Source organism: Leisingera sp. S2M4, assembly GCF_055398055.1.
This window is the reverse complement of sequence record NZ_AP040861.1, coordinates 1,482,765-1,500,352: the sequence shown is the minus strand read 5'-3', so window position 1 is coordinate 1,500,352 and position 17,588 is coordinate 1,482,765. Positions and strand designations below refer to the sequence as shown.

Genomic DNA, 17,588 nt, shown 5'->3' with positions numbered 1-17,588 from the left:
ACTGACGAGGAAACAGACATGAACAAGATTCTTTCCACGACCCTGATCGCAACCCTTTTCGCCGCGCCGGCCTTTGCGGGCGGCACCCACGGCGGCGGCCACCATGATGAAATGGAGGTCGGCAAACCCGGCGACGCTGCACATGCAGACCGCGAGGTCGTGGTCATCATGAAAGAAACCGATGACGGCGAAATGCTGTTCGAGCCTGCCAACCTCTCCTTCTCCGCGGGCGAGACGGTCAAGTTCGTTATTTCCAACGAGGGCGAACTGGAGCATGAATTCGTGCTGGATACGCCAGAGCGCAACGTCCACCACAAGGAGCTGATGGCGAAGATGGACATGGAGCATGACGACCCGAATTCGGTGCGTCTGGATCCCGGCGCCACGGGGGAGATCGTCTGGACCTTCTCCAACGCGGGCACGTTCGAGTTTGCGTGTCTGATCCCCGGCCACTACGAATCCGGTATGCATGGGCCGGTGACCGTGCTTCAAGGTGATACGACCTTCACCGCGGGAATGGTGAAGAAGGTCGATCCCAAGTCCGGCAAGGTGACCATCAAGCACGAGGAGCTTGTGGATCTTGATATGCCGGCGATGACCATGGTGTTTCGGGTTGCCGATGACGCGATGCTGGACCAGCTGAAGGCGGGCGACGCGATCGAATTCGTCGCGCAGCGCATCAAGGGCAAGCTGACCGTCGTCGCGGTGAAGTAAGGCACTGGCGGAGGTCGCTTTGTCGGCCTCCCCTTTGGGTTTTCCACGGTGACGCTGCACTCGCCCCGTGCTGGAAGCAGATCCTGCCTGCCATACGCTGCGCGCGACCGGTCAGCCGAAGATTAAGCGGGTGCAGCCCAGCCTGTCGGCGATGTTGGTCGTCTACATAACCCGCGAATTGACAAAGCTGATCGTGAGCACGGTTTTTAAGGATTACACAGAGGTGGTGACCGGACCGGGGCAGGAGGTGATGCAGATGCTACCGCTATTCCTGTCTTGCAGCGCTTCAATGGGGTTGCTTCCGGCAGCCTTCAATATCGAACCATCCGAACGTCAAGAGAGTGTCTGATGAACAAGACCCTTGGAATAAGCGCTGCGGTCGCACTCGTAGCCGCTCTGGCTGTCTATCTCTACTCCGGCAGTCCCGACAGAAACGGGCAAGACAGCAATCGGGCATCACAGGAAGTCGGCGAACGCCTGGTGCAGGTCGCAGTGCCGACCACGTTCAGCGAAGCTGCGCAGATTGGCAAGCGGGCGTATGATGCAGTGTGCGCCGAGTGCCATGGCGACAATGCTGCCGGGCGGAATGGCATGGGGCCGCCGCTGGTTCACAAGATCTACGAGCCGTCGCATCACGCGGACGCTGCCTTTTTGCTGGCTGTCCGAAACGGAGTGCGCGCGCACCACTGGAACTTCGGCAACATGCCGCCCCAACAGGGGCTGACCGATGCGGATGTGCAGGGCATCACTCGCTACGTGCGAGAGCTGCAACGTGCCAATGGGATAGAGTAGGTATACACCCGTGGTCGGCTATCCGTCGGCCTGTGAGACATGCCCGTTGGTCTGGACATGTTCTGTGAAGCTTTCAGGACATCCAAACGCGGCGGGGGCGTTCGTGACGATAGACCTTGTCAGGCTGCCAAAGGGGTTGTTTCCCTGAAATATCGTCCTCGGTCAGGTTCAATGCATCGGCGTTGGTCGCGCGCAAGCGCAGTGCGGGACCGGATCATGAACGGATTTGTCGTGGCTGTGACCGTGCAATGCCCGGGTGAGGTCTGCCTCGAACCCGTGCCTGCACTATGTCCTCTTCGCGGCCCTCTGAAACGCTGCCTTGCTTTATCCCCCCTGGGGGGGATAGTTCTGGCTATTGATGGAACCACACCAGCATGCAAGCCACCCCAAGCTCACCGCCCGGCTGAAACGCGCCGAAGGGCATCTGCGCTCGGTCATCGGCATGATCGAAGACGGGCGCCCCTGCGTCGAGATCGCGCAGCAGCTTCAGGCGGTGGAAAAAGCGGTCCGCAACGCCAAACAGGCGCTGATCCACGATCACATGGATCACTGTCTCGACGGCGAAAACTCCGAAGCCGACCGGGCCGAACTCAAGGCCATCTCGCGCTATTTATGAGGCTGCCATGCTGGATGTCCTTTCCGACCGCACGTATCGGCACCTCTTCCTGGCGCAGGTTGTGGCACTGCTGGGAACCGGCCTTGCAACTGTCGCGCTTGGGCTGCTGGCCTACGATCTGGCAGGAGACGGCGCAGCAATGGTGCTGGGCACGGTCTTCACCATCAAGATGGTGGCCTATGTGGGCATTGCCCCGGTTGCAGGGGCCTTTGCGGACCGGGTGAACCGCCGCCGCCTGCTTGTCGTGCTGGACCTGGTGCGTGCTGCCGTGGCGCTGGCGCTGCCCTTCGTGACCGAGGTCTGGCAGGTCTACGTGCTGATCTTCCTGCTCCAGTCTGCCTCGGCGGCCTTCACGCCCACCTTCCAGGCCACGATCCCCGATGTGCTGCCCGACGAGGCGCGCTACACCCGTGCGCTTTCACTTTCGCGTTTGGCCTACGATCTGGAAAACATCATCAGCCCGACACTGGCGGCGCTGCTGCTGGCACTGATGAGCTACAATACCCTGTTCCTGGGCACAGTGGCAGGCTTTGCAGCTTCCGCGCTCTTGGTGGTGTCCGTGATGCTGCCGAGCCCACAGGCTGCGGAGCCGCGGGGAATTTACGACCGCACAACGCGTGGACTGCGGATCTATCTGGCAACCCCTCGGCTGCGCGGCCTGCTTGCGCTCAATCTTGCGGTCTCGGCAGCCGGGGCGATGGTGCTGGTCAACTCGGTGGTGCTGGTGCGCGGCCTGCTTGGCCTGCCGGAAAGCGCGCTGGCCTGGACGATGTTCGCCTTCGGCGCGGGCTCCATGGCAGCGGCGCTGCTGCTGCCAAGACTTCTGAACCGGGTTTCCGACCGTCCAGTTATGCTTTCGGGTGCGGGCCTCATGATCCTCTCCTTGCTTGGACTCGCCTGGGTCACTGCCGCATCGGGTCTGAACTGGGGCGGGCTGCTGTTCACATGGCTGCTTGTCGGCTTCGGCTATTCCGCGGTGCTGACCCCTTCAGGGCGGCTGCTGAAGCGGTCGGCGCACCCCGAGGACAGGCCCGCTGTATTTGCGGCGCAATTCGCCCTGTCGCATGCCTGCTGGCTTGTGACCTATCCGCTATCGGGCTGGCTGATGACACAGTTCGGTGCCATCCCCGCGCTGATTGCCTTGGCCGGGCTAGCGGGAATTGGGATCGTGGCCTGTCTGGTGCAGTGGCCCGGCGAAACCGCCGGGGAAATCGAGCACACGCACGATGATCTGCCGCCTGATCACCCGCATTTGCGGGAACACGGAGCGATGGGGCACAAACACGCAGTCATCATAGACGATCTGCACCGCAGCTGGCCCATGCGCTCCTGACATGTTGTCCCTCGCCGGTCTGTTCACGGCGGCCCTGGTGGCCGCAACACTGTTGCCTGCACAGTCAGAGGCCGTGCTCGCCGGAATGGTGGTTGTCGGCAGCCACCCGGTATGGCTGCTTCTGGCGGTTGCGACGGCTGGAAATGTCCTGGGTTCAATCCTCAACTGGGCGGCCGGACGGTATCTCATGCATTTCTCCGACCGCAGCTGGTTCCCGGTATCGCGTGCGCGGCTGGATCAGGCGGCGGATTGGTACGGCAAATGGGGACGCTGGAGTCTTCTCGGGTCCTGGGTGCCCGTGATCGGAGATCCGCTGACGCTGGCGGCAGGTCTCCTGCGTGAACCGTTGTGGCGCTTCACCCTCATTGTCACGATTGCAAAGGGCGGCAGGTATCTTGCTGTTGCAGGGGTCACGATTGCCGCCGCCTGACACGGGCAAACTGGTGGTCAGGCGGCCTGTGAACGTTGCAAATGCGGGGTGAGGAATGCGTCGAGCCTGCTCGGCGCAACCCGGCCGCGTTGGGTCGACCTCACCCCGGGGTATCAGCCTCTGCCACGGTAGGGCGGAACGCCCTGGTCCGGGATCCATACCGCTTCTGGCATAGGTCCGGTCTGCCAGAAAACGTCGATGGGGATACCCCCGCGCGGATACCAATAGCCGCCGATCCGCAGCCACTGCGGCTCCAGAAACTCTGCCAGGCGGCGGGCGATCGAAATCGTGCAGTCCTCGTGGAACGCGCCGTGATTGCGGAACGAGGTCAGGAACAGCTTGAGTGATTTCGACTCCACCAGCCAGGGGCCGGGGACATAGTCGATCACCAGATGGGCAAAGTCCGGCTGGCCGGTCATCGGGCAGAGAGAGGTGAACTCCGGTGCGGTGAAGCGCACGTTGTAGGCGACGTCGGCCTGCGGGTTGGGCACCCGCTCCAGCTCGGCCTCTTCGGGGCTGGCGGGAATGCGGGTTTCGCCGCCGAGTTGCTTGAGATTGCTGTAGATGTTTTCGGACATGGTGGGTTCCATCATTTCAGACGCCGCGCTTGTTGCCCCAGATCAGGACATGCAGCTGCGGCAGGATACGGGCGGCGAACCAGCCGTCGGCCATTGCCTTTTCGGTCAGCCAGCGCAGGCGGTCGGCCAGCGCTTGCAGGTCAACGGGGACCGCGGGATCGACTTCCGGGTTGCCGGGCTGAAGATAGAGCGGCAGATCGGGGTGGCGACTGTGCGCCTCGCGCGCCCAATCATAGTCCGCCTGGTCGAAGATCACGATCTTCATGACCTGCTGGCGCGCTCCGGCCCCGGCTTGGCGGCAGGCGTCAAAGGCCTCCCAATCCACCTGCTCGCCGCTGGACGGCGGCTTGGGCGACAGGACCAGCGTGTCGAGAGCGGCAAACCACGGCCGCGCCACCGAGCCTTGCGTCTCGCAGGCAAAGCGGTAGCCCGCGGCGCGTCCAAGCTCGATCAATGGGCCAAAGTCCTGGATCGCGGGATTGCCGCCCGACAGCGAGACAGTCAGCGGCTGCCCGCCGGAAAGCCGCTGGACTTCCTCCCAGACGGCCTCGGTCTGCATCGCGGCCCAGCTGTGGCGGTTTTCGCTGTCGACCGCATGCAGGCTGTCGCACCAGCTGCAGCGGTAGTCGCAGCCGCCTGCGCGCACAAAGACGGTCGGCTCCCCGATCAGGACGCCTTCGCCCTGGATCGTGGGACCGAAGATTTCGGCGATGCGCAGGGTCATGGCCGGTATTCCGCCCAGGTCTTGGGGGTTTCGCTGACCAGCACCGCGCAGGTTTCGGGCCAGCGTTCGGCGCACCAGTCATAGAAATGCCGCGCCATGTTTTCGGCCGTGGAGGGGCCGTCCATGACATCATTCAGATGGCGGTGATCGAAGTTGTCGTCGATGTAGGCCTTGAGCGGCTTCAGGTCGTGGTAGTCGCGCACGAACCCGTCGGCATTCAGCGCTTCGGCAGCCAGTTCGACCACGACGATGTAGTTGTGCCCATGCAGCCGCGCGCACTGATGGTCGGCGGGCAGGTGGGTCAGCTGGTGCGACGCGGAAAAGTGGAACTCCTTGCGGATACGGAACATCAGCCCGCCTCCTTGCCCGCAACCGCCGCGGACCAGAAGTCCGGGTCGGCGTAGGTCGTGGGGTCGCTGACCCCGGCGAGGTGGAAGGCCTCGCGCCGCTCGACGCAGGTGCCGCAGCGCCCGCAATGCACCGCGCCGCCCTTGTAGCAGGACCAGGTCTCGACGAAGGGTGTGCCGTGCTGCGCGCCCTGGCGGACGATCTCGGCCTTGCTGTGTTCGACGAAGGGCGTGTGCAGTCGCACCTCGGCGTAGCCGTCCAGTGCCGCCTGCTGCATCGCGTCAAAAGCGCGGGTGAAGCCGGGGCGGCAGTCGGGATAGATGAAGTGGTCGCCGCCGTGCACGGCGGTTGCCACCGCGTCGTCGCCTTGGGCGGCGGCGATGCCGAAGCCGATCGACAGCATGATCGCGTTGCGGTTGGGAACCACGGTGATGCGCATCGTGTCTTCGGCGTAGTGGCCGTCGGGGACGTCGATGTCATCGGTCAGCGCCGAGCCCGAGAGGGCCGCGCCGATACCGCGCATGTCGATCAGGTGGAATGGAACGCCCAGCCGCCTGGCTGCGGCTTCGGCGAAATCGATCTCCTTGCGGTGGCGCTGGCCATAGTCAAAGGAGACGAGCCGGGTGAGCTCATGCTCGTCGGCGGTGATATGCGCGAGCGACACGGAATCGAGTCCGCCCGAGCAGATGACAAGTGTTTTCATTTTGGGGCCCTTGTTTTGATGTCCGGGTAGGCTGCGACCGGATGGGGCGGCTTACTGCAAAAAGGGTAAAGAATGCAAGTGGCATCGGCTGCCGGGGCGGCGATGCCGGTCATGGACACTTGGGCAGTATTGGCGACCCCGGCAGGATTCGAACCTGCAACCTGCCCCTTAGGAGGGGGCTGCTCTATCCAGTTGAGCCACGGGGCCGCGCCTGGCACCGCGATAGCAAATCCCTATAGCGATCACAATGGTATGGACCGGTCGGCGCAGGCTTTTGCCCTCCCGGTTTCCATTGTGCAGCATATAGTGTCTGCGCTAACCTCGCGATAGCAGTAATGATGAGGCTCAGCAACGTGACCACGGACAATAAGCGACCGCTCACCCTACGCGACGTATCCGAAGCAACCGGGGTCTCCGAAATGACGGTGAGTCGCGTGCTGCGCAACCGCGGCGACGTGTCGGAAAAAACCCGCACCAAGGTTCTGACCGCGGCCAAGGAGCTGGGATATGTGCCCAACAAGATCGCCGGGGCGCTGGCCTCTAACCGGGTGAACCTTGTGGCGGTGATCATCCCGTCGCTGTCCAACATGGTGTTCCCCGAGGTGCTGACAGGCATCAACCAGGTGCTGGAAAATACCGAGCTGCAGCCGGTGGTCGGGGTCACCGACTACCAGCCCGAGAAGGAGGAAAAAGTCCTCTACGAGATGCTGTCCTGGCGTCCTTCCGGCGTGATCATCGCCGGACTGGAACACACCGAGGCTGCGCGGGCGATGCTGAACAGCTCCGGCATTCCGGTGGTCGAGATCATGGACACCGACGGCAAGCCGGTGGACGCGATGGTCGGTATCTCGCACCGTCGCGCGGGCCGCGAGATGGCCAAGGCGATCCTCAAAGCGGGTTACCGCCACATCGGCTTCATGGGCACCAAGATGCCGCTGGACCACCGTGCCCGCAAACGCTTTGAAGGCTTCACCGAGGCGCTGGCCAAGGAAGGTGTCGAGATTGAGGACCGCGAATTCTATTCCGGCGGCTCGGCGCTGGCCAAGGGGCGGGAGATGACGGCGGCGATGCTGGAACGCTCGCCAGAACTGGATTTTCTGTATTATTCCAATGATATGATCGGTGCCGGTGGGATGCTGTACCTGCTGGAGCAGGGCATCGACGTGCCGGGGCAGATCGGTCTGGCCGGTTTCAACGGGGTGGAGTTGCTGCAAGGGCTGCCGCGCAAGCTGGCGACCATGGACGCCTGCCGACTGGAAATCGGGCGCAGGGCGGCGCAGATCATCGCCGATCAGCTGGCCGATCCGGAAGCGGAGATCGAGCGCCAGATCACCCTGTCGCCCACCATCACCTATGGTGACACGCTGAAGCGGCGCTGATGGCGCTGCAGCGGCTGGACAATGCGGCGGCGCGGCGGCTCTTTCTGGACCGCCACGCGCTGCTTGAGCAGCCCGCAGGCCCCGCCAAGGGGGCCGATCTTCTGGCGCTGATCCAGCGGCTGGGGTTCGTGCAGCTGGACAGTATCAACACCGTGGCCCGCGCTCATGACATGATCCTCTATGCGCGTCGCCCGGCCTACCGCGCCAAGCACCTGAAACAGCTGTATGAACGCGACCGTGGCCTGTTCGAACACTGGACCCATGACGCCGCGGTGATCCCGATGGCATTCTATCCGCAGTGGCATCTGCGGTTCCAGCGCGACACCGAAATGCTGCGCAAACGCTGGCGCAACTGGCGGCGTGACGGGTTCGAGGCGCGGTTCGACGCGGTGCTGCAGCATGTGCGTGATCATGGGGCGGTCAGCTCTTCCGATGTTGGCAAGGACGAAAAGAAGGGCTCGGGCGGTTGGTGGGATTGGCATCCGTCCAAGACCGCGCTGGAATACCTGTGGCGCAGCGGCGCGCTGACGGTGGTGGGGCGCAGCGGGTTTCAGAAGCAATACGACCTGACCGAACGGGTGATCGAGGCGCATCTGCGCCCCGGATCCCATCCCGTCGATGTCGAAGCAACGGTGCATTGGCTGTGTTCGGCGGCGCTGGAGCGGCTGGGCTTTGCCACTTCGGGGGAGCTGGCGGCGTTCTGGGATACCGCGACGCCCGCCGAAGCCAAGGCATGGTGCGCCGAGCAGCTGCGGTTGGGCGAGCTGGAGGAGATCGAGGTCACGCAGGCGGACGGCAGGCTGCGCAAGGTCTTTGCCCGCCCCGGCACGGCAGAGGCTGCCGCGGAATTGGGGCCGCCGCCGGGGCGAATGCGGGTGCTCAGCCCCTTTGATCCGGCGCTGCGCGACCGCAAGCGGGCAGAGCGGTTGTTCGGCTTTCACTACCGGATCGAGGTTTTTACCCCCGCCGAGAAACGCCAGTACGGATATTACGTCTTTCCGCTGCTGGAGGGAGCGCGGCTGGTGGGGCGTATCGACATGAAGGCCGACCGCGACGCGGGCGTGCTGCGGGTGACCGCCTTGTGGCCGGAGCGGGACGTGAAATGGTCCCCCGCCCGCACCCGGCGGCTGGAGGCCGAGCTGGAGCGGGTGGCACGCTTTGCCGGGCTGGACAGCGTCAGCTTTGCCCATGGCTGGCTGCGCTGACGCTTATTCCGGGCGCAGCTGGGCCTCAATCACCGCGCGGTAGTCCTGCGGTGCGGGGCGGGTGGTGAAGGTCTCGGGCGCGATGAACACGCAGACGAATTTCCCCTCGAAGCACAGCTTGCCGTCCTGGCGGGCGTTGACCCGGAAGGTCACCGATTTTTCGCCCAATGCCGCTGGCCAGACCTCGCAGGCCAGCCGGTGGCGCGGGGTCACCGGCGAGCGGAAATCGATGCTCATATGCACAAACGGCGTGCCGGTGCCGCGGTCCAGCTCCATCTGGTACCAGCCGTCGCCGTTCAGGTGGTGTTCCCACCAGGCGTCGATCGCCTCCAGCGCAAAGGCGGGCAGGCGGCCGGTGTAGGCAATCCGCGCCGGGTCGCAATCGCCCCATCCGACGCGGATTTCGTGCACAAAGCCTTTGGCCTCTCCGGTGTCATGTGTCATCTGGCTGCCCCCCCCCCTCAGTTCATCAGCATCAGGGGCAGCAGCGTGATCACCGGGAAGGCGACCAGGATGACCACCCGGATCAGGTCCGAGGCGACAAAGAACATCACCGCCTTGTAGGTGTCGATCATGCGTGTCTGCCGGTCCATCGCGTTGATGATGAACAGGTTCATGCCCACCGGCGGGGTGATCAGGCCGACTTCGACGACGATCAGCACCAGGATACCGAACCAGATGGCGACATACTCCGCCTCGATCCGGTTCACCCGGCCTTCGGTGACGCGGATGCCCAGCTCCTTCATCTGCTCGCGGGTCAGTTCGGCGCCGCTGGCGATGGCGTCCTTGATCGACGCCAGCATCTCGGCTCCCATGCCCTCGGGCACGCCAGCCTTCAGCACCTCCATCGCCGCATCCGCCTGCATCGCGGGCAGCGACAGCAGGTTGAAGTCCATGGCGGAGATCACCGGGAAGAAGATCGGGATGGTCAGCAGGATCATCGACAGGCTGTCCATCAGGCAGCCGAACAGGAGGTAGAAGGCGAGGATCATCGCCAGCACCATCCACGGGCTGAGCCCCATGCTGACGACGTAATCCGCCAGTTCCTGCGGCACTTTGGTCAGCGCCAGGAAGCCGTTGTAAAAGCCCGCGCCCAGCACGATGAAGAAGATCATCGCGGTCGAGCGCGCGGTCACGAGGAAGCTGTCGGCGAGCGTTTCGCGGTTCAGCCCGCCATTGGTCCAGGCGATGAAACCTGTGCCGAAGGCACCCACGGCGGCACCTTCGGTCGGGGTGAACCAGCCAAGGTAGATGCCGCCGACCACCAGTCCAAAGACCAGCAGCACCGGCCAGACATGGAACAGCGCGGCAAAACGCTCGCGCATCGGCACCGGCGGGCGGGTGCCTGCGCTTTCGGGGTACATGCGCACGTAGATCGAGATCGCGATCACATATCCCAATGCGGCCAGCAGGCCGGGGATGAAGGCCGACAGGAACAGCTTGGCGATGTTCTGCTCGGTCAGGATGGCATAGATCACCAGCACCACCGAGGGCGGGATCAGGATGCCCAGCGTGCCGCCCGCCGCCAGCGTTGCGGTCGAAAAACCGCCGGCATAGCCGTATTGCTTCAGCTCCGGCAAGGCGACGCGGCCCATGGTGGCCGCAGTGGCCAAGGAAGAGCCGCAAATCGCGCCAAAGCCCGCGCAGGCGCCGATGGAGGCCATGGCGACCCCGCCCTTGCGGTGGCCTAAGAAGCCCTCCGCCGCCTTGAACAGCGCCGTGGACATGCCGCCCAGCGTCGCGAAATGCCCCATCAAGAGGAACATCGGCACGATGGTCAGCGAATAGGACGAGAAGGTCGTGTAGGTTTCGCTTTTGAGCCGCCCGAAGGCGACCTGGGTGCCATCGGTCACCAGGATCAGGCCGCCCAGGCCGACCAGGAACATCGACAGCCCGATGGGCACCCGCAGAAAGATCAGAAGCATCAGAACCGGAAAGGAGGCGATGCCAATTTCAAGAGCCGTCACTGTTCGCCCTCCACGCCGTCCCAGACAAGGATCCTGCCGGTAAAGAATTCAATTGTGCGCACCGTGGCCATGTAGAGGCCCACGATGGCGGCGACGACGGCCGCTACCATGCTGATGGCATAGGCCCACCAGATCGGAAATTCGAGCAGGAAGGACGTCTCGCCGTTGGCGTATTTGCTGGCAAGGCCTGCGCCCAGACGCCACGCGATCAGCACCAGAACCGCGGCAAACAGGATCTCGGTCACCATGCGCAGAAATCGCTTCACGCCGCGTGGAAAGGCATTGGCGACCACATCCACCGAGGCATGGCCCGCAGTGATCTGGCACAGCGGCAGAAAGGCGAAGATGGCAAAGGCAACGCCGGCCTCGACCAGTTCGAAATCGCCGTTCACCGGGCCGACCCAGCTGCGCATCCAGTCCGAAAATCCAGGCGCGATCGCCGTCATCAGATCACCATGGAAAAAGCCGTTGAGCAGACGCCCGGCAATCGACACGCAGGTCAGGATGATAAGAAGAGCGAGGACCGCACCGCCCAGGTAGGCCATTGATCTGGCCAGCCATGTCATGAGCTTGTGCATGGTTACAGTGCCTTGTTTGATTTGCACCGGGCCGCTGGGTGTACAGCCTCGCAGCCCGGTGCAGATTTCGGTCAGGCCGCGTTACTGGTACTGCGGCGTATATTCTTCGATCAGGGCAGTGGCCTCGTCGAGCAGCGCCTGGCCGTCGATGCCCTTCTCCGCCATGTCGGCAACCCATTTGTCATAGATCGGCTGGGCGCGCTCGCGCCACACGGCGGTCTGCTCTTCGTCCAGGGTGATGACGTTGTTGCCATTGTCCAGCGCAAACTCGCGCGAGGGGTCGTCGGCATCGGCCATGGTGCCGCCGGCAAAGACCGAGAACTCCAGCCCGGAGTTGTCGTCGATCACCTTCTGCAGATCTTCCGGCAGGCTTTCGTATTTGTCCTTGTTCATCGCCAGAACAAAGGTCAGCGTATACAGCGCCTTGCCGGTGAACTCGGTGTGGTTCTCCACCAGCTCAGGCACCTTCAGGGCCGAGGTCACCTCCCACGGGATGGTGGTGCCATCGATCACGCCTTTGGACAGGCCCTCGGGGATGGCCGGGACCGGCATGCCAACCGGGGTTGCACCCAGCTCTTCCAGAAGCGCGTTGACCGACCGGCCGCCGCCGCGGATCTTCATGCCCACCAGGTCTTCAGGGGTTTCCACCGGATCGGCCGAGTGGATCAGGCCGGGGCCGTGCACCCAGGTGGCCAGGATGTGCACATCCTTGAACTCGGTGTCCTTCATGTGCTTTTCGAACATTTCCCAATAGGCGTGCGAAACGGCGCGCGCATTGGTCATCATGAAGGGCAGTTCAAACACCTCGGTCGAGGGATAGCGGCCGGGCGTGTAGCCAACCACGGTCCAGACGATGTCGGCCACGCCGTCGATGGCCTGGTCCATCAGCTCCGGCGGCTTGCCGCCCAGCTGCATTGACGGGAAACGGTCGATCTTGATGCGCCCTTCCGAGTCCGCTTCGACCTTGTCGGCCCAGACATCCAGGATCAGCTTGGGCACGTTGGCCTGAGCTGGCAGAAACTGGTGAAGTTTGAGTGTTACTTCCTGTGCAAAGGCCGGTGCGGCCCCCATTGCTGCCAAGGCGACGGCAGCGGCCGCCCCCATGAACGTTCTGCGCGTGGTCATGTCAGTCCTCCCTTTGACCATTCAAGACGGAGAGCTGCGCTGTAATTATGCTGCGCTTGCCCGCCCATTTGTTTTCATTTCTGTTGCCAGATCCCCCAAAATGGTTCGTTTAACGAACCTATCGTCCTCCTGCTATTGGGTGCGTTTGTAACTATCAACCGCGGATCCTGCATTTTCGACTCATCAAATCCGGCTTTCCACCTAGGCGTGTAAGTCGGTCGATATGTTACACAAATTTCTTGTGTCGCAAGTTATTGATACGTTTTTCATCATTGTCATGGCAACAACAATCCTATCCTTGCTGCCTGTGTTCTCGCCTGCAAGCCTCATTTCCCACCTGTTCGGTATTGAACGGTTGACGGAGGGGCGGCAGGCTTCTGAAAAGTATCTGGCGGCGACGGTCGTGTGTTGAAGGCCGCATTTGCGCAGCGCTGTCGCAGACTGCCCAATGCTTGGGCGCATTGCTTAAAACTTCAGCGGCAAGGGCGCGCGGTTGCCTTTCGGGCACGCCGTGGCTTTACAGCTGTTGCCTGCGGTCGGAATGCTCTGCGGCATGCCGGATGCCCTGTCCATCATAGTGGTCGAAGCCGACCGTGAACGCGCCTTCATGATTGTGGACGGGCTGCGCGAGGCTGGCGATTTTGACATTCATGTCATCGCTGATCCCTCTGGCCTTGCGCGGCAGATCCAGCTACGCGATCCGGACGTGGTGCTAATCGATATCGAAAACCCCTCCCGCGATGTGCTGGAGGAACTGGCGCTGGCCTCCGGCCCGCAGGAACGCCCGGTGGCGATGTTCGTGGACCGCAGCGCCGAGGGCCTGTCCTCGGCGGCGGTGGAGGCGGGGGTGTCGGCCTATGTCGTGGATGGGCTGCAGCCCGCGCGGCTGAAGCCGGTGCTGGACGCGGCCATTGCCCGCTTCCGCTTGTTTCAGCGCATGCGCACCGAACTGGCCGAGACCAAGCGCGCGCTGGAGGAACGCAAGGTGATCGACCGCGCCAAGGGCATGATCATGAAGGCTCGCGGCATCGGCGAGGATGAGGCCTATGCGTTGCTGCGCAAGGCGGCGATGGACCAGAACAAGCGTGTCGCCGAAGTGGCGCAGGCGCTGGTGACCGCGGCGGGGCTGTTGTCATGACCACGACACCCGTTGCCGCCGGTTTCCTGCCGCTGACCGATGCGGCGCCGCTGATCGTGGCGCAGGAAATGGGCTTTGCCGCCGAAGAGCGGCTGGCGCTGGATCTGCGCAAGGCGGCCTCGTGGTCGGCGCTGCGCGACATGCTGGCCTTCGGCCAAGTGGATGCGGCGCAGATGCTGGCCCCCCTGCCACTGGCGGCCGCGCTGGGGCTGGGCGGTGCGGGCAGCCGGTTCGCAGTGCTGTCGGTGCTGTCGGTCAATGGAACCGTCATCGGTGTCAGCCGTCGGCTTGCGGCGGCGCTGGCGTCGGGAGGGTATGATTTTGCCTTCGATGACGCCGTGGCCGCGGGCCGGGCGCTGTTCGCGGCGGAGGCCGGGATGATCCGCATCGGGGTGCCGTTTCCGTTCTCTATGCATTCGGAGCTGCTGAACTACTGGCTGCAGGGGCTGGGCGGTGATGCGGTGCAGCGGGTCTCGATCCGCACTGTGCCGCCGCCGCTGATGGCGCAGGCGATGCGCAGCGGCGAGATCGACGCCTTTTGCGTTGGCGAGCCCTGGGGCTCGCTGGCGGTGGAGCGGGGCGATGGCGCGCTGCTGCTGCCGGGCACCGCGATCTGGTCCTTTGCGCCGGAAAAGGTGCTGGCGGTGCGCAGCGGGTGGGCCGAGCGCGAGCGCGCGCTGGGCGGGCGGCTGATCCGGGCGCTGTGGCGGGCCGGGCGCTGGCTGGCGGAGCCTTCGTCGCGCGGGCTGGCGGCAGAGATCCTGTCGGCGCGCCGCTATCTGGACCTGCCGGCCGAGATTATCGAGCGCGCGCTGACCGGGCGTATCACGGTGACGCCGCAGGGCCTGCAGCGGCAGGTGTCCCGGTTTGTCGAGTTTCACGATGGCGCCGCGGGCTTCCCGTGGCGCAGCCAGGCGCAGTGGATTGCGCTGCAGATGGCCCGCTGCAACGGGTTGGACCCGCGTGTGGCGTTTGAGCGTGCGGAGGGGGTGTTCCGCAGTGATCTGTACCGTGCCGCCATGCGCGGCACCGGCGCGCAATTGCCCGCGGCCTCGCTGAAGCTGGAGGGGGCGGTGGACGGTGAAATGGCCGTGGCAGGGGAATCGCAAAGCCTGCGCCTGCTGCCGAACCGGTTCTTCGATGGCCGCGTTTTTGATCCCCTCGCGGCGCTGTGATGAAAAACCGGGCAATGGCGCGGCCCCCAACCGGCTTTCAATGCTGCAACTGCGAAAAAGCCTTGGCGTCAGCCCTTCGCTAGGTCAGGCTGAACCCAGGCCGGCAATGGCGCTGGCCAACTGATTTTCCCGACGATCCGGGTTTCACTGAGCAAAGCCGCTCGACACTCCGCCTCTCCTTCCGGCGGTGCGTGTCGGCGGCTTTTTCCGTTCCGGTCCCCCCGTGTCCGGACGCAGCTAGGAATAAGGAAACGACCCGATGAAGAAACTGACTTTTGCCTTTGCCGCGGCCTCTGCCCTTGCCGGACCGGCGCTGGCGCAGACGCTGGAGCTGGAAAAGGACGTGCTGACCTTCGGCTTCATCAAGCTGACGGACATGGCGCCGCTGGCAGTGGCCTATGAGCAGGGCTTTTTCGACGACGAGGGGCTGTTCGTGACGCTGGAGGCGCAGGCCAACTGGAAAGTGCTGCTGGACGGCGTCATCGACGGCACCCTGGACGGCGCCCATATGCTGGCGGGCCAGCCGCTGGCCGCCACCATCGGCTATGGTACCGAGGCACACATCATCACGCCGTTTTCCATGGATCTGAACGGCAACGGCATCACCCTGTCCAACGAGGTCTGGGAGATGATGAAGCCCAACCTGCCCACGGACGCGGATGGCAAGATCGCGCATCCGATCTCTGCCTCTTACCTCAAGCCGGTGATCGAGGACTTTAACGCCAAGGGCAAGCCCTTCAACATGGGCATGGTGTTCCCGGTCTCCACCCATAATTACGAGCTGCGCTACTGGCTGGCGGCGGGCGGCATCAACCCCGGCTATTACTCCCCCGAGAACGTGACCGGCCAGATCGGAGCCGAGGCCTTCCTGTCGGTGACCCCGCCGCCGCAGATGCCCGCGACGCTGGAGGCAGGCACCATCTCCGGCTACTGCGTGGGCGAGCCGTGGAACCAGCAGGCGGTGTTCAAGGGCATCGGCGTGCCGGTGATCACCGATTTCGAGATCTGGAAGAACAACCCGGAAAAGGTGTTCGGCATCACTGCCGAGTTCGCCGAGGAAAACCCCAACACCACCCGCGCCGTGGTTAAGGCGCTGATCCGCGCCGCCATGTGGCTGGATGAAAACGACAACGCCAACCGCGCCGAGGCGGTCGAGATCCTGTCGCGCCCCGATTACGTCGGTGCCGACCCGGAAGTGATCGCCAACTCGATGACCGGGACGTTTGAATACGAGCCGGGCGACAAGCGCGAAGTGCCGGATTTCAACGTGTTCTTCCGCTACAACGCCACCTATCCCTTCTACTCGGACGCGGTCTGGTACCTGACCCAGATGCGCCGCTGGGGGCAGATCGGCGAGGCCAAGCCTGACAGTTGGTATGACGAGGTCGCGCGCTCGGTCTACAAGCCCGAGATCTACCTCGAAGCGGCACAGATGCTGGTCGATGAAGGGCTCGCCGATGCCGCCGACTTCCCCTGGGACAGCGATGGCTACAAGGCGCCGACCCCGGCTGAAGACATCATCGACGGCATCCCCTTCGATGGCAAAACCCCCAACGCCTATATCGACAGCCTGCCAATCGGCCTGAAGGCCGGGCAGACCGTCGTCGGCAGCGCCGTACAGGGCTGACCCCGGCAGGCGCGCGGCGCGGCCAGCCAAGGCCGTTGCCGCCGCCCGGCCGCAGCATTCCCCGAAAAGGACCCCGTTATGACCACCGTCGACCCCGACACGCTTAGCTCTGACGCCCGCCGCGCGCGGCTGTTTACCCGGATCAACAAGCTGGATGCCTGGTTCCAGGTCTTTGGCCTGGCCTGGATCACCCCGGTTCTGAAGGCCGCCGCCGGCGACAACCCCCGTGCCCAGATGAAGGAAATCTGGCGCCTGCTGGCGGTGCCGCTGATTGCCATCGCCGCGTTTCTGCTGATGTGGGGCAGCCTGGCGCCCAAGGTGCAGACCTCGCTCGGCGCCATTCCCGGCCCCGTCGCGGTCTGGGCCGAGGCCGTCAACCTGCACCACGACGCCCAGGCCAAGGCCGTCAAGGAGCGCGCCCACTACGAGAAGGTCGAGGCCCGCAACCAGCGCTTCATCGATCGCGGCCAGCCCGAGCGGGTGAAGGACATCCCCTATACCGGTGCGCCGTCCTACTATCAGCAGATCTGGACCTCGATCCAGACGGTGTTCTTCGGCTTTCTGATCGCTTCTGCCGTGGCCATTCCGCTGGGCATTCTGGCGGGACTGTCGCCGGTGGCCAATTCCGCCATCAACCCGCTGGTACAGATCTTTAAACCCGTGTCGCCGCTGGCCTGGCTGCCGATCGTCACCATGATCGTCTCGGCGCTTTATGCCAGCAACGACGGGCTGTTTGCCAAATCCTTCCTAGTCTCGGCGATCACGGTGACGCTGTGTTCGCTATGGCCGACGCTGATCAACACCGCGCTGGGGGTGGCCTCGATCGACAAGGATCTGGTCAACGTCTCCAAGGTTCTGAAAATGAACACCTATACCAAGATCACCAAGCTGGTGCTGCCCTCGGCGCTGCCGCTGATCTTCACCGGGCTGCGGCTGTCGCTGGGCGTGGGCTGGATGGTGCTGATCGCCGCCGAGATGCTGGCGCAGAACCCCGGCTTGGGCAAATTCGTCTGGGATGAATTCCAGAACGGCTCCTCCCAGTCGCTGGCCAAGATCATCGTTGCGGTGCTGACCATTGGCATCATCGGCTTCCTGCTGGACCGGGTGATGTTCGCGCTGCAGTCGCTGTTTACCTTCACGAACAACCGGTGATCCG

General features: G+C 63.9%; 20 protein-coding genes and 1 tRNA gene. 12 read left to right on the top strand and 9 right to left on the bottom strand.

Annotated features, from left to right (window positions below):
* The first annotated feature begins 18 nt into the window (after positions 1-18).
* The 6 genes from ACZ52D_RS07315 (at position 19) to ACZ52D_RS07290 (ending at position 3,885) form a co-directional block, all read left to right on the top strand.
* Positions 19-714 carry a copper-binding protein gene (locus tag ACZ52D_RS07315; RefSeq protein WP_464443000.1) on the top strand — a complete coding sequence of 232 codons (696 nt, stop codon included), beginning with the start codon at positions 19-21 and terminating at the stop codon, positions 712-714.
* 67 nt (positions 715-781) lie between these two features.
* A complete protein-coding gene (locus ACZ52D_RS07310; RefSeq protein WP_464442999.1) occupies positions 782-1,063 on the top strand; it encodes a hypothetical protein in 282 nt (93 codons plus the stop codon).
* Positions 1,063-1,506: a c-type cytochrome gene (locus tag ACZ52D_RS07305; RefSeq protein WP_464442998.1), complete on the top strand. Its 444-nt coding sequence runs from the start codon at positions 1,063-1,065 to the stop codon at positions 1,504-1,506. Before ACZ52D_RS07310 ends, ACZ52D_RS07305 begins: the two co-directional genes overlap by 1 nt.
* 358 nt (positions 1,507-1,864) lie before the next feature.
* Positions 1,865-2,122, top strand: coding sequence for a metal-sensing transcriptional repressor (locus ACZ52D_RS07300; RefSeq protein WP_464442997.1), 258 nt, complete (start codon positions 1,865-1,867; stop codon positions 2,120-2,122).
* Between the two features lie 7 nt (positions 2,123-2,129).
* On the top strand, positions 2,130-3,455 hold the full coding sequence (locus ACZ52D_RS07295; protein WP_464442996.1) for an MFS transporter: 1,326 nt from the start codon (positions 2,130-2,132) through the stop codon (positions 3,453-3,455).
* A gap of 1 nt (position 3,456) precedes the next feature.
* Entirely contained in the window at positions 3,457-3,885 is a 429-nt protein-coding gene (locus ACZ52D_RS07290) for a YqaA family protein (RefSeq protein ID WP_464442995.1), read from the top strand.
* A gap of 113 nt (positions 3,886-3,998) precedes the next feature.
* Here ACZ52D_RS07290 and queF read toward each other — a convergent pair whose 3' ends face one another.
* The 5 genes from queF to ACZ52D_RS07265 all read right to left on the bottom strand — a co-directional run bounded on the left by queF (position 3,999) and on the right by ACZ52D_RS07265 (position 6,445).
* Positions 3,999-4,463 carry a preQ(1) synthase gene (queF, locus tag ACZ52D_RS07285; protein ID WP_369929908.1) on the bottom strand — a complete coding sequence of 155 codons (465 nt, stop codon included), beginning with the start codon at positions 4,461-4,463 and terminating at the stop codon, positions 3,999-4,001.
* Positions 4,464-4,479: 16 nt separating this feature from the next.
* On the bottom strand, positions 4,480-5,187 hold the full coding sequence (gene queE, locus ACZ52D_RS07280) for a 7-carboxy-7-deazaguanine synthase QueE (protein WP_369929910.1): 708 nt from the start codon (positions 5,185-5,187) through the stop codon (positions 4,480-4,482).
* Positions 5,184-5,537, bottom strand: coding sequence for a 6-carboxytetrahydropterin synthase QueD (gene queD / locus ACZ52D_RS07275; protein WP_464442994.1), 354 nt, complete (start codon positions 5,535-5,537; stop codon positions 5,184-5,186). The genes queE and queD overlap by 4 nt, the downstream gene beginning before the upstream one ends.
* A complete protein-coding gene (gene queC / locus ACZ52D_RS07270; protein ID WP_464442993.1) occupies positions 5,537-6,238 on the bottom strand; it encodes a 7-cyano-7-deazaguanine synthase QueC in 702 nt (233 codons plus the stop codon). The genes queD and queC overlap by 1 nt, the downstream gene beginning before the upstream one ends.
* 130 nt (positions 6,239-6,368) lie before the next feature.
* Positions 6,369-6,445: transfer RNA gene (locus ACZ52D_RS07265), tRNA-Arg, on the bottom strand.
* Positions 6,446-6,591: 146 nt separating this feature from the next.
* On the opposite strand from ACZ52D_RS07265, the gene ACZ52D_RS07260 reads away from it, so the two are divergent.
* A complete protein-coding gene (locus ACZ52D_RS07260; RefSeq protein WP_222454505.1) occupies positions 6,592-7,617 on the top strand; it encodes a LacI family DNA-binding transcriptional regulator in 1,026 nt (341 codons plus the stop codon).
* 101 nt (positions 7,618-7,718) lie between these two features.
* Positions 7,719-8,822, top strand: coding sequence for a winged helix-turn-helix domain-containing protein (locus ACZ52D_RS07255; protein WP_464443122.1), 1,104 nt, complete (start codon positions 7,719-7,721; stop codon positions 8,820-8,822).
* A gap of 3 nt (positions 8,823-8,825) precedes the next feature.
* Here ACZ52D_RS07255 and ACZ52D_RS07250 read toward each other — a convergent pair whose 3' ends face one another.
* The 4 genes from ACZ52D_RS07250 to ACZ52D_RS07235 all read right to left on the bottom strand — a co-directional run bounded on the left by ACZ52D_RS07250 (position 8,826) and on the right by ACZ52D_RS07235 (position 12,492).
* A complete protein-coding gene (locus tag ACZ52D_RS07250) occupies positions 8,826-9,266 on the bottom strand; it encodes an acyl-CoA thioesterase (RefSeq protein ID WP_369929916.1) in 441 nt (146 codons plus the stop codon).
* A 17-nt stretch (positions 9,267-9,283) separates the two neighbouring features.
* Positions 9,284-10,789, bottom strand: coding sequence for a TRAP transporter large permease (locus ACZ52D_RS07245; RefSeq protein WP_369929917.1), 1,506 nt, complete (start codon positions 10,787-10,789; stop codon positions 9,284-9,286).
* Entirely contained in the window at positions 10,786-11,367 is a 582-nt protein-coding gene (locus ACZ52D_RS07240; RefSeq protein WP_369929919.1) for a TRAP transporter small permease, read from the bottom strand. The genes ACZ52D_RS07245 and ACZ52D_RS07240 overlap by 4 nt, the downstream gene beginning before the upstream one ends.
* An 81-nt stretch (positions 11,368-11,448) precedes the next feature.
* Positions 11,449-12,492: a TRAP transporter substrate-binding protein gene (locus tag ACZ52D_RS07235; protein ID WP_464442992.1), complete on the bottom strand. Its 1,044-nt coding sequence runs from the start codon at positions 12,490-12,492 to the stop codon at positions 11,449-11,451.
* 553 nt (positions 12,493-13,045) lie between these two features.
* Between ACZ52D_RS07235 and ACZ52D_RS07230 the strand changes: the two genes are divergently transcribed.
* The 4 genes from ACZ52D_RS07230 (at position 13,046) to ACZ52D_RS07215 (ending at position 17,584) form a co-directional block, all read left to right on the top strand.
* Positions 13,046-13,630, top strand: a complete 585-nt coding sequence (locus ACZ52D_RS07230) for an ANTAR domain-containing response regulator (protein ID WP_369929922.1) — start codon at positions 13,046-13,048, stop codon at positions 13,628-13,630.
* Positions 13,627-14,805: a CmpA/NrtA family ABC transporter substrate-binding protein gene (locus ACZ52D_RS07225; protein WP_464442991.1), complete on the top strand. Its 1,179-nt coding sequence runs from the start codon at positions 13,627-13,629 to the stop codon at positions 14,803-14,805. The genes ACZ52D_RS07230 and ACZ52D_RS07225 overlap by 4 nt, the downstream gene beginning before the upstream one ends.
* 259 nt (positions 14,806-15,064) lie before the next feature.
* The gene (locus ACZ52D_RS07220) at positions 15,065-16,432 is read left to right on the top strand and encodes a CmpA/NrtA family ABC transporter substrate-binding protein (protein WP_464442990.1); all 1,368 of its coding nucleotides are present in this window, start codon (positions 15,065-15,067) and stop codon (positions 16,430-16,432) included.
* Positions 16,433-16,510: 78 nt separating this feature from the next.
* Positions 16,511-17,584: an ABC transporter permease gene (locus ACZ52D_RS07215; protein WP_464442989.1), complete on the top strand. Its 1,074-nt coding sequence runs from the start codon at positions 16,511-16,513 to the stop codon at positions 17,582-17,584.
* Positions 17,585-17,588 lie beyond the last annotated feature (4 nt).

Excerpts from the sequence above, each read along its gene's own strand:
- ACZ52D_RS07290 (WP_464442995.1), top strand. The coding sequence starts at position 3,457 with ATGTTGTCCCTCGCCGGTCTGTTCACGGCGGCCCTGGTGGCCGCAACA.
- ACZ52D_RS07250 (WP_369929916.1), bottom strand. The coding sequence starts at position 9,266 with ATGACACATGACACCGGAGAGGCCAAAGGCTTTGTGCACGAAATCCGC.
- ACZ52D_RS07295 (WP_464442996.1), top strand. The coding sequence starts at position 2,130 with ATGCTGGATGTCCTTTCCGACCGCACGTATCGGCACCTCTTCCTGGCG.
- ACZ52D_RS07220 (WP_464442990.1), top strand. The coding sequence starts at position 15,065 with ATGAAGAAACTGACTTTTGCCTTTGCCGCGGCCTCTGCCCTTGCCGGA.
- ACZ52D_RS07300 (WP_464442997.1), top strand. The coding sequence starts at position 1,865 with ATGGAACCACACCAGCATGCAAGCCACCCCAAGCTCACCGCCCGGCTG.
- ACZ52D_RS07230 (WP_369929922.1), top strand. The coding sequence starts at position 13,046 with ATGCCGGATGCCCTGTCCATCATAGTGGTCGAAGCCGACCGTGAACGC.
- queF (WP_369929908.1), bottom strand. The coding sequence starts at position 4,463 with ATGTCCGAAAACATCTACAGCAATCTCAAGCAACTCGGCGGCGAAACC.
- queE (WP_369929910.1), bottom strand. The coding sequence starts at position 5,187 with ATGACCCTGCGCATCGCCGAAATCTTCGGTCCCACGATCCAGGGCGAA.
- ACZ52D_RS07305 (WP_464442998.1), top strand. The coding sequence starts at position 1,063 with ATGAACAAGACCCTTGGAATAAGCGCTGCGGTCGCACTCGTAGCCGCT.
- ACZ52D_RS07315 (WP_464443000.1), top strand. The coding sequence starts at position 19 with ATGAACAAGATTCTTTCCACGACCCTGATCGCAACCCTTTTCGCCGCG.
- queC (WP_464442993.1), bottom strand. The coding sequence starts at position 6,238 with ATGAAAACACTTGTCATCTGCTCGGGCGGACTCGATTCCGTGTCGCTC.
- queD (WP_464442994.1), bottom strand. The coding sequence starts at position 5,537 with ATGTTCCGTATCCGCAAGGAGTTCCACTTTTCCGCGTCGCACCAGCTG.
- ACZ52D_RS07225 (WP_464442991.1), top strand. The coding sequence starts at position 13,627 with ATGACCACGACACCCGTTGCCGCCGGTTTCCTGCCGCTGACCGATGCG.
- ACZ52D_RS07235 (WP_464442992.1), bottom strand. The coding sequence starts at position 12,492 with ATGACCACGCGCAGAACGTTCATGGGGGCGGCCGCTGCCGTCGCCTTG.
- ACZ52D_RS07215 (WP_464442989.1), top strand. The coding sequence starts at position 16,511 with ATGACCACCGTCGACCCCGACACGCTTAGCTCTGACGCCCGCCGCGCG.
- ACZ52D_RS07240 (WP_369929919.1), bottom strand. The coding sequence starts at position 11,367 with ATGCACAAGCTCATGACATGGCTGGCCAGATCAATGGCCTACCTGGGC.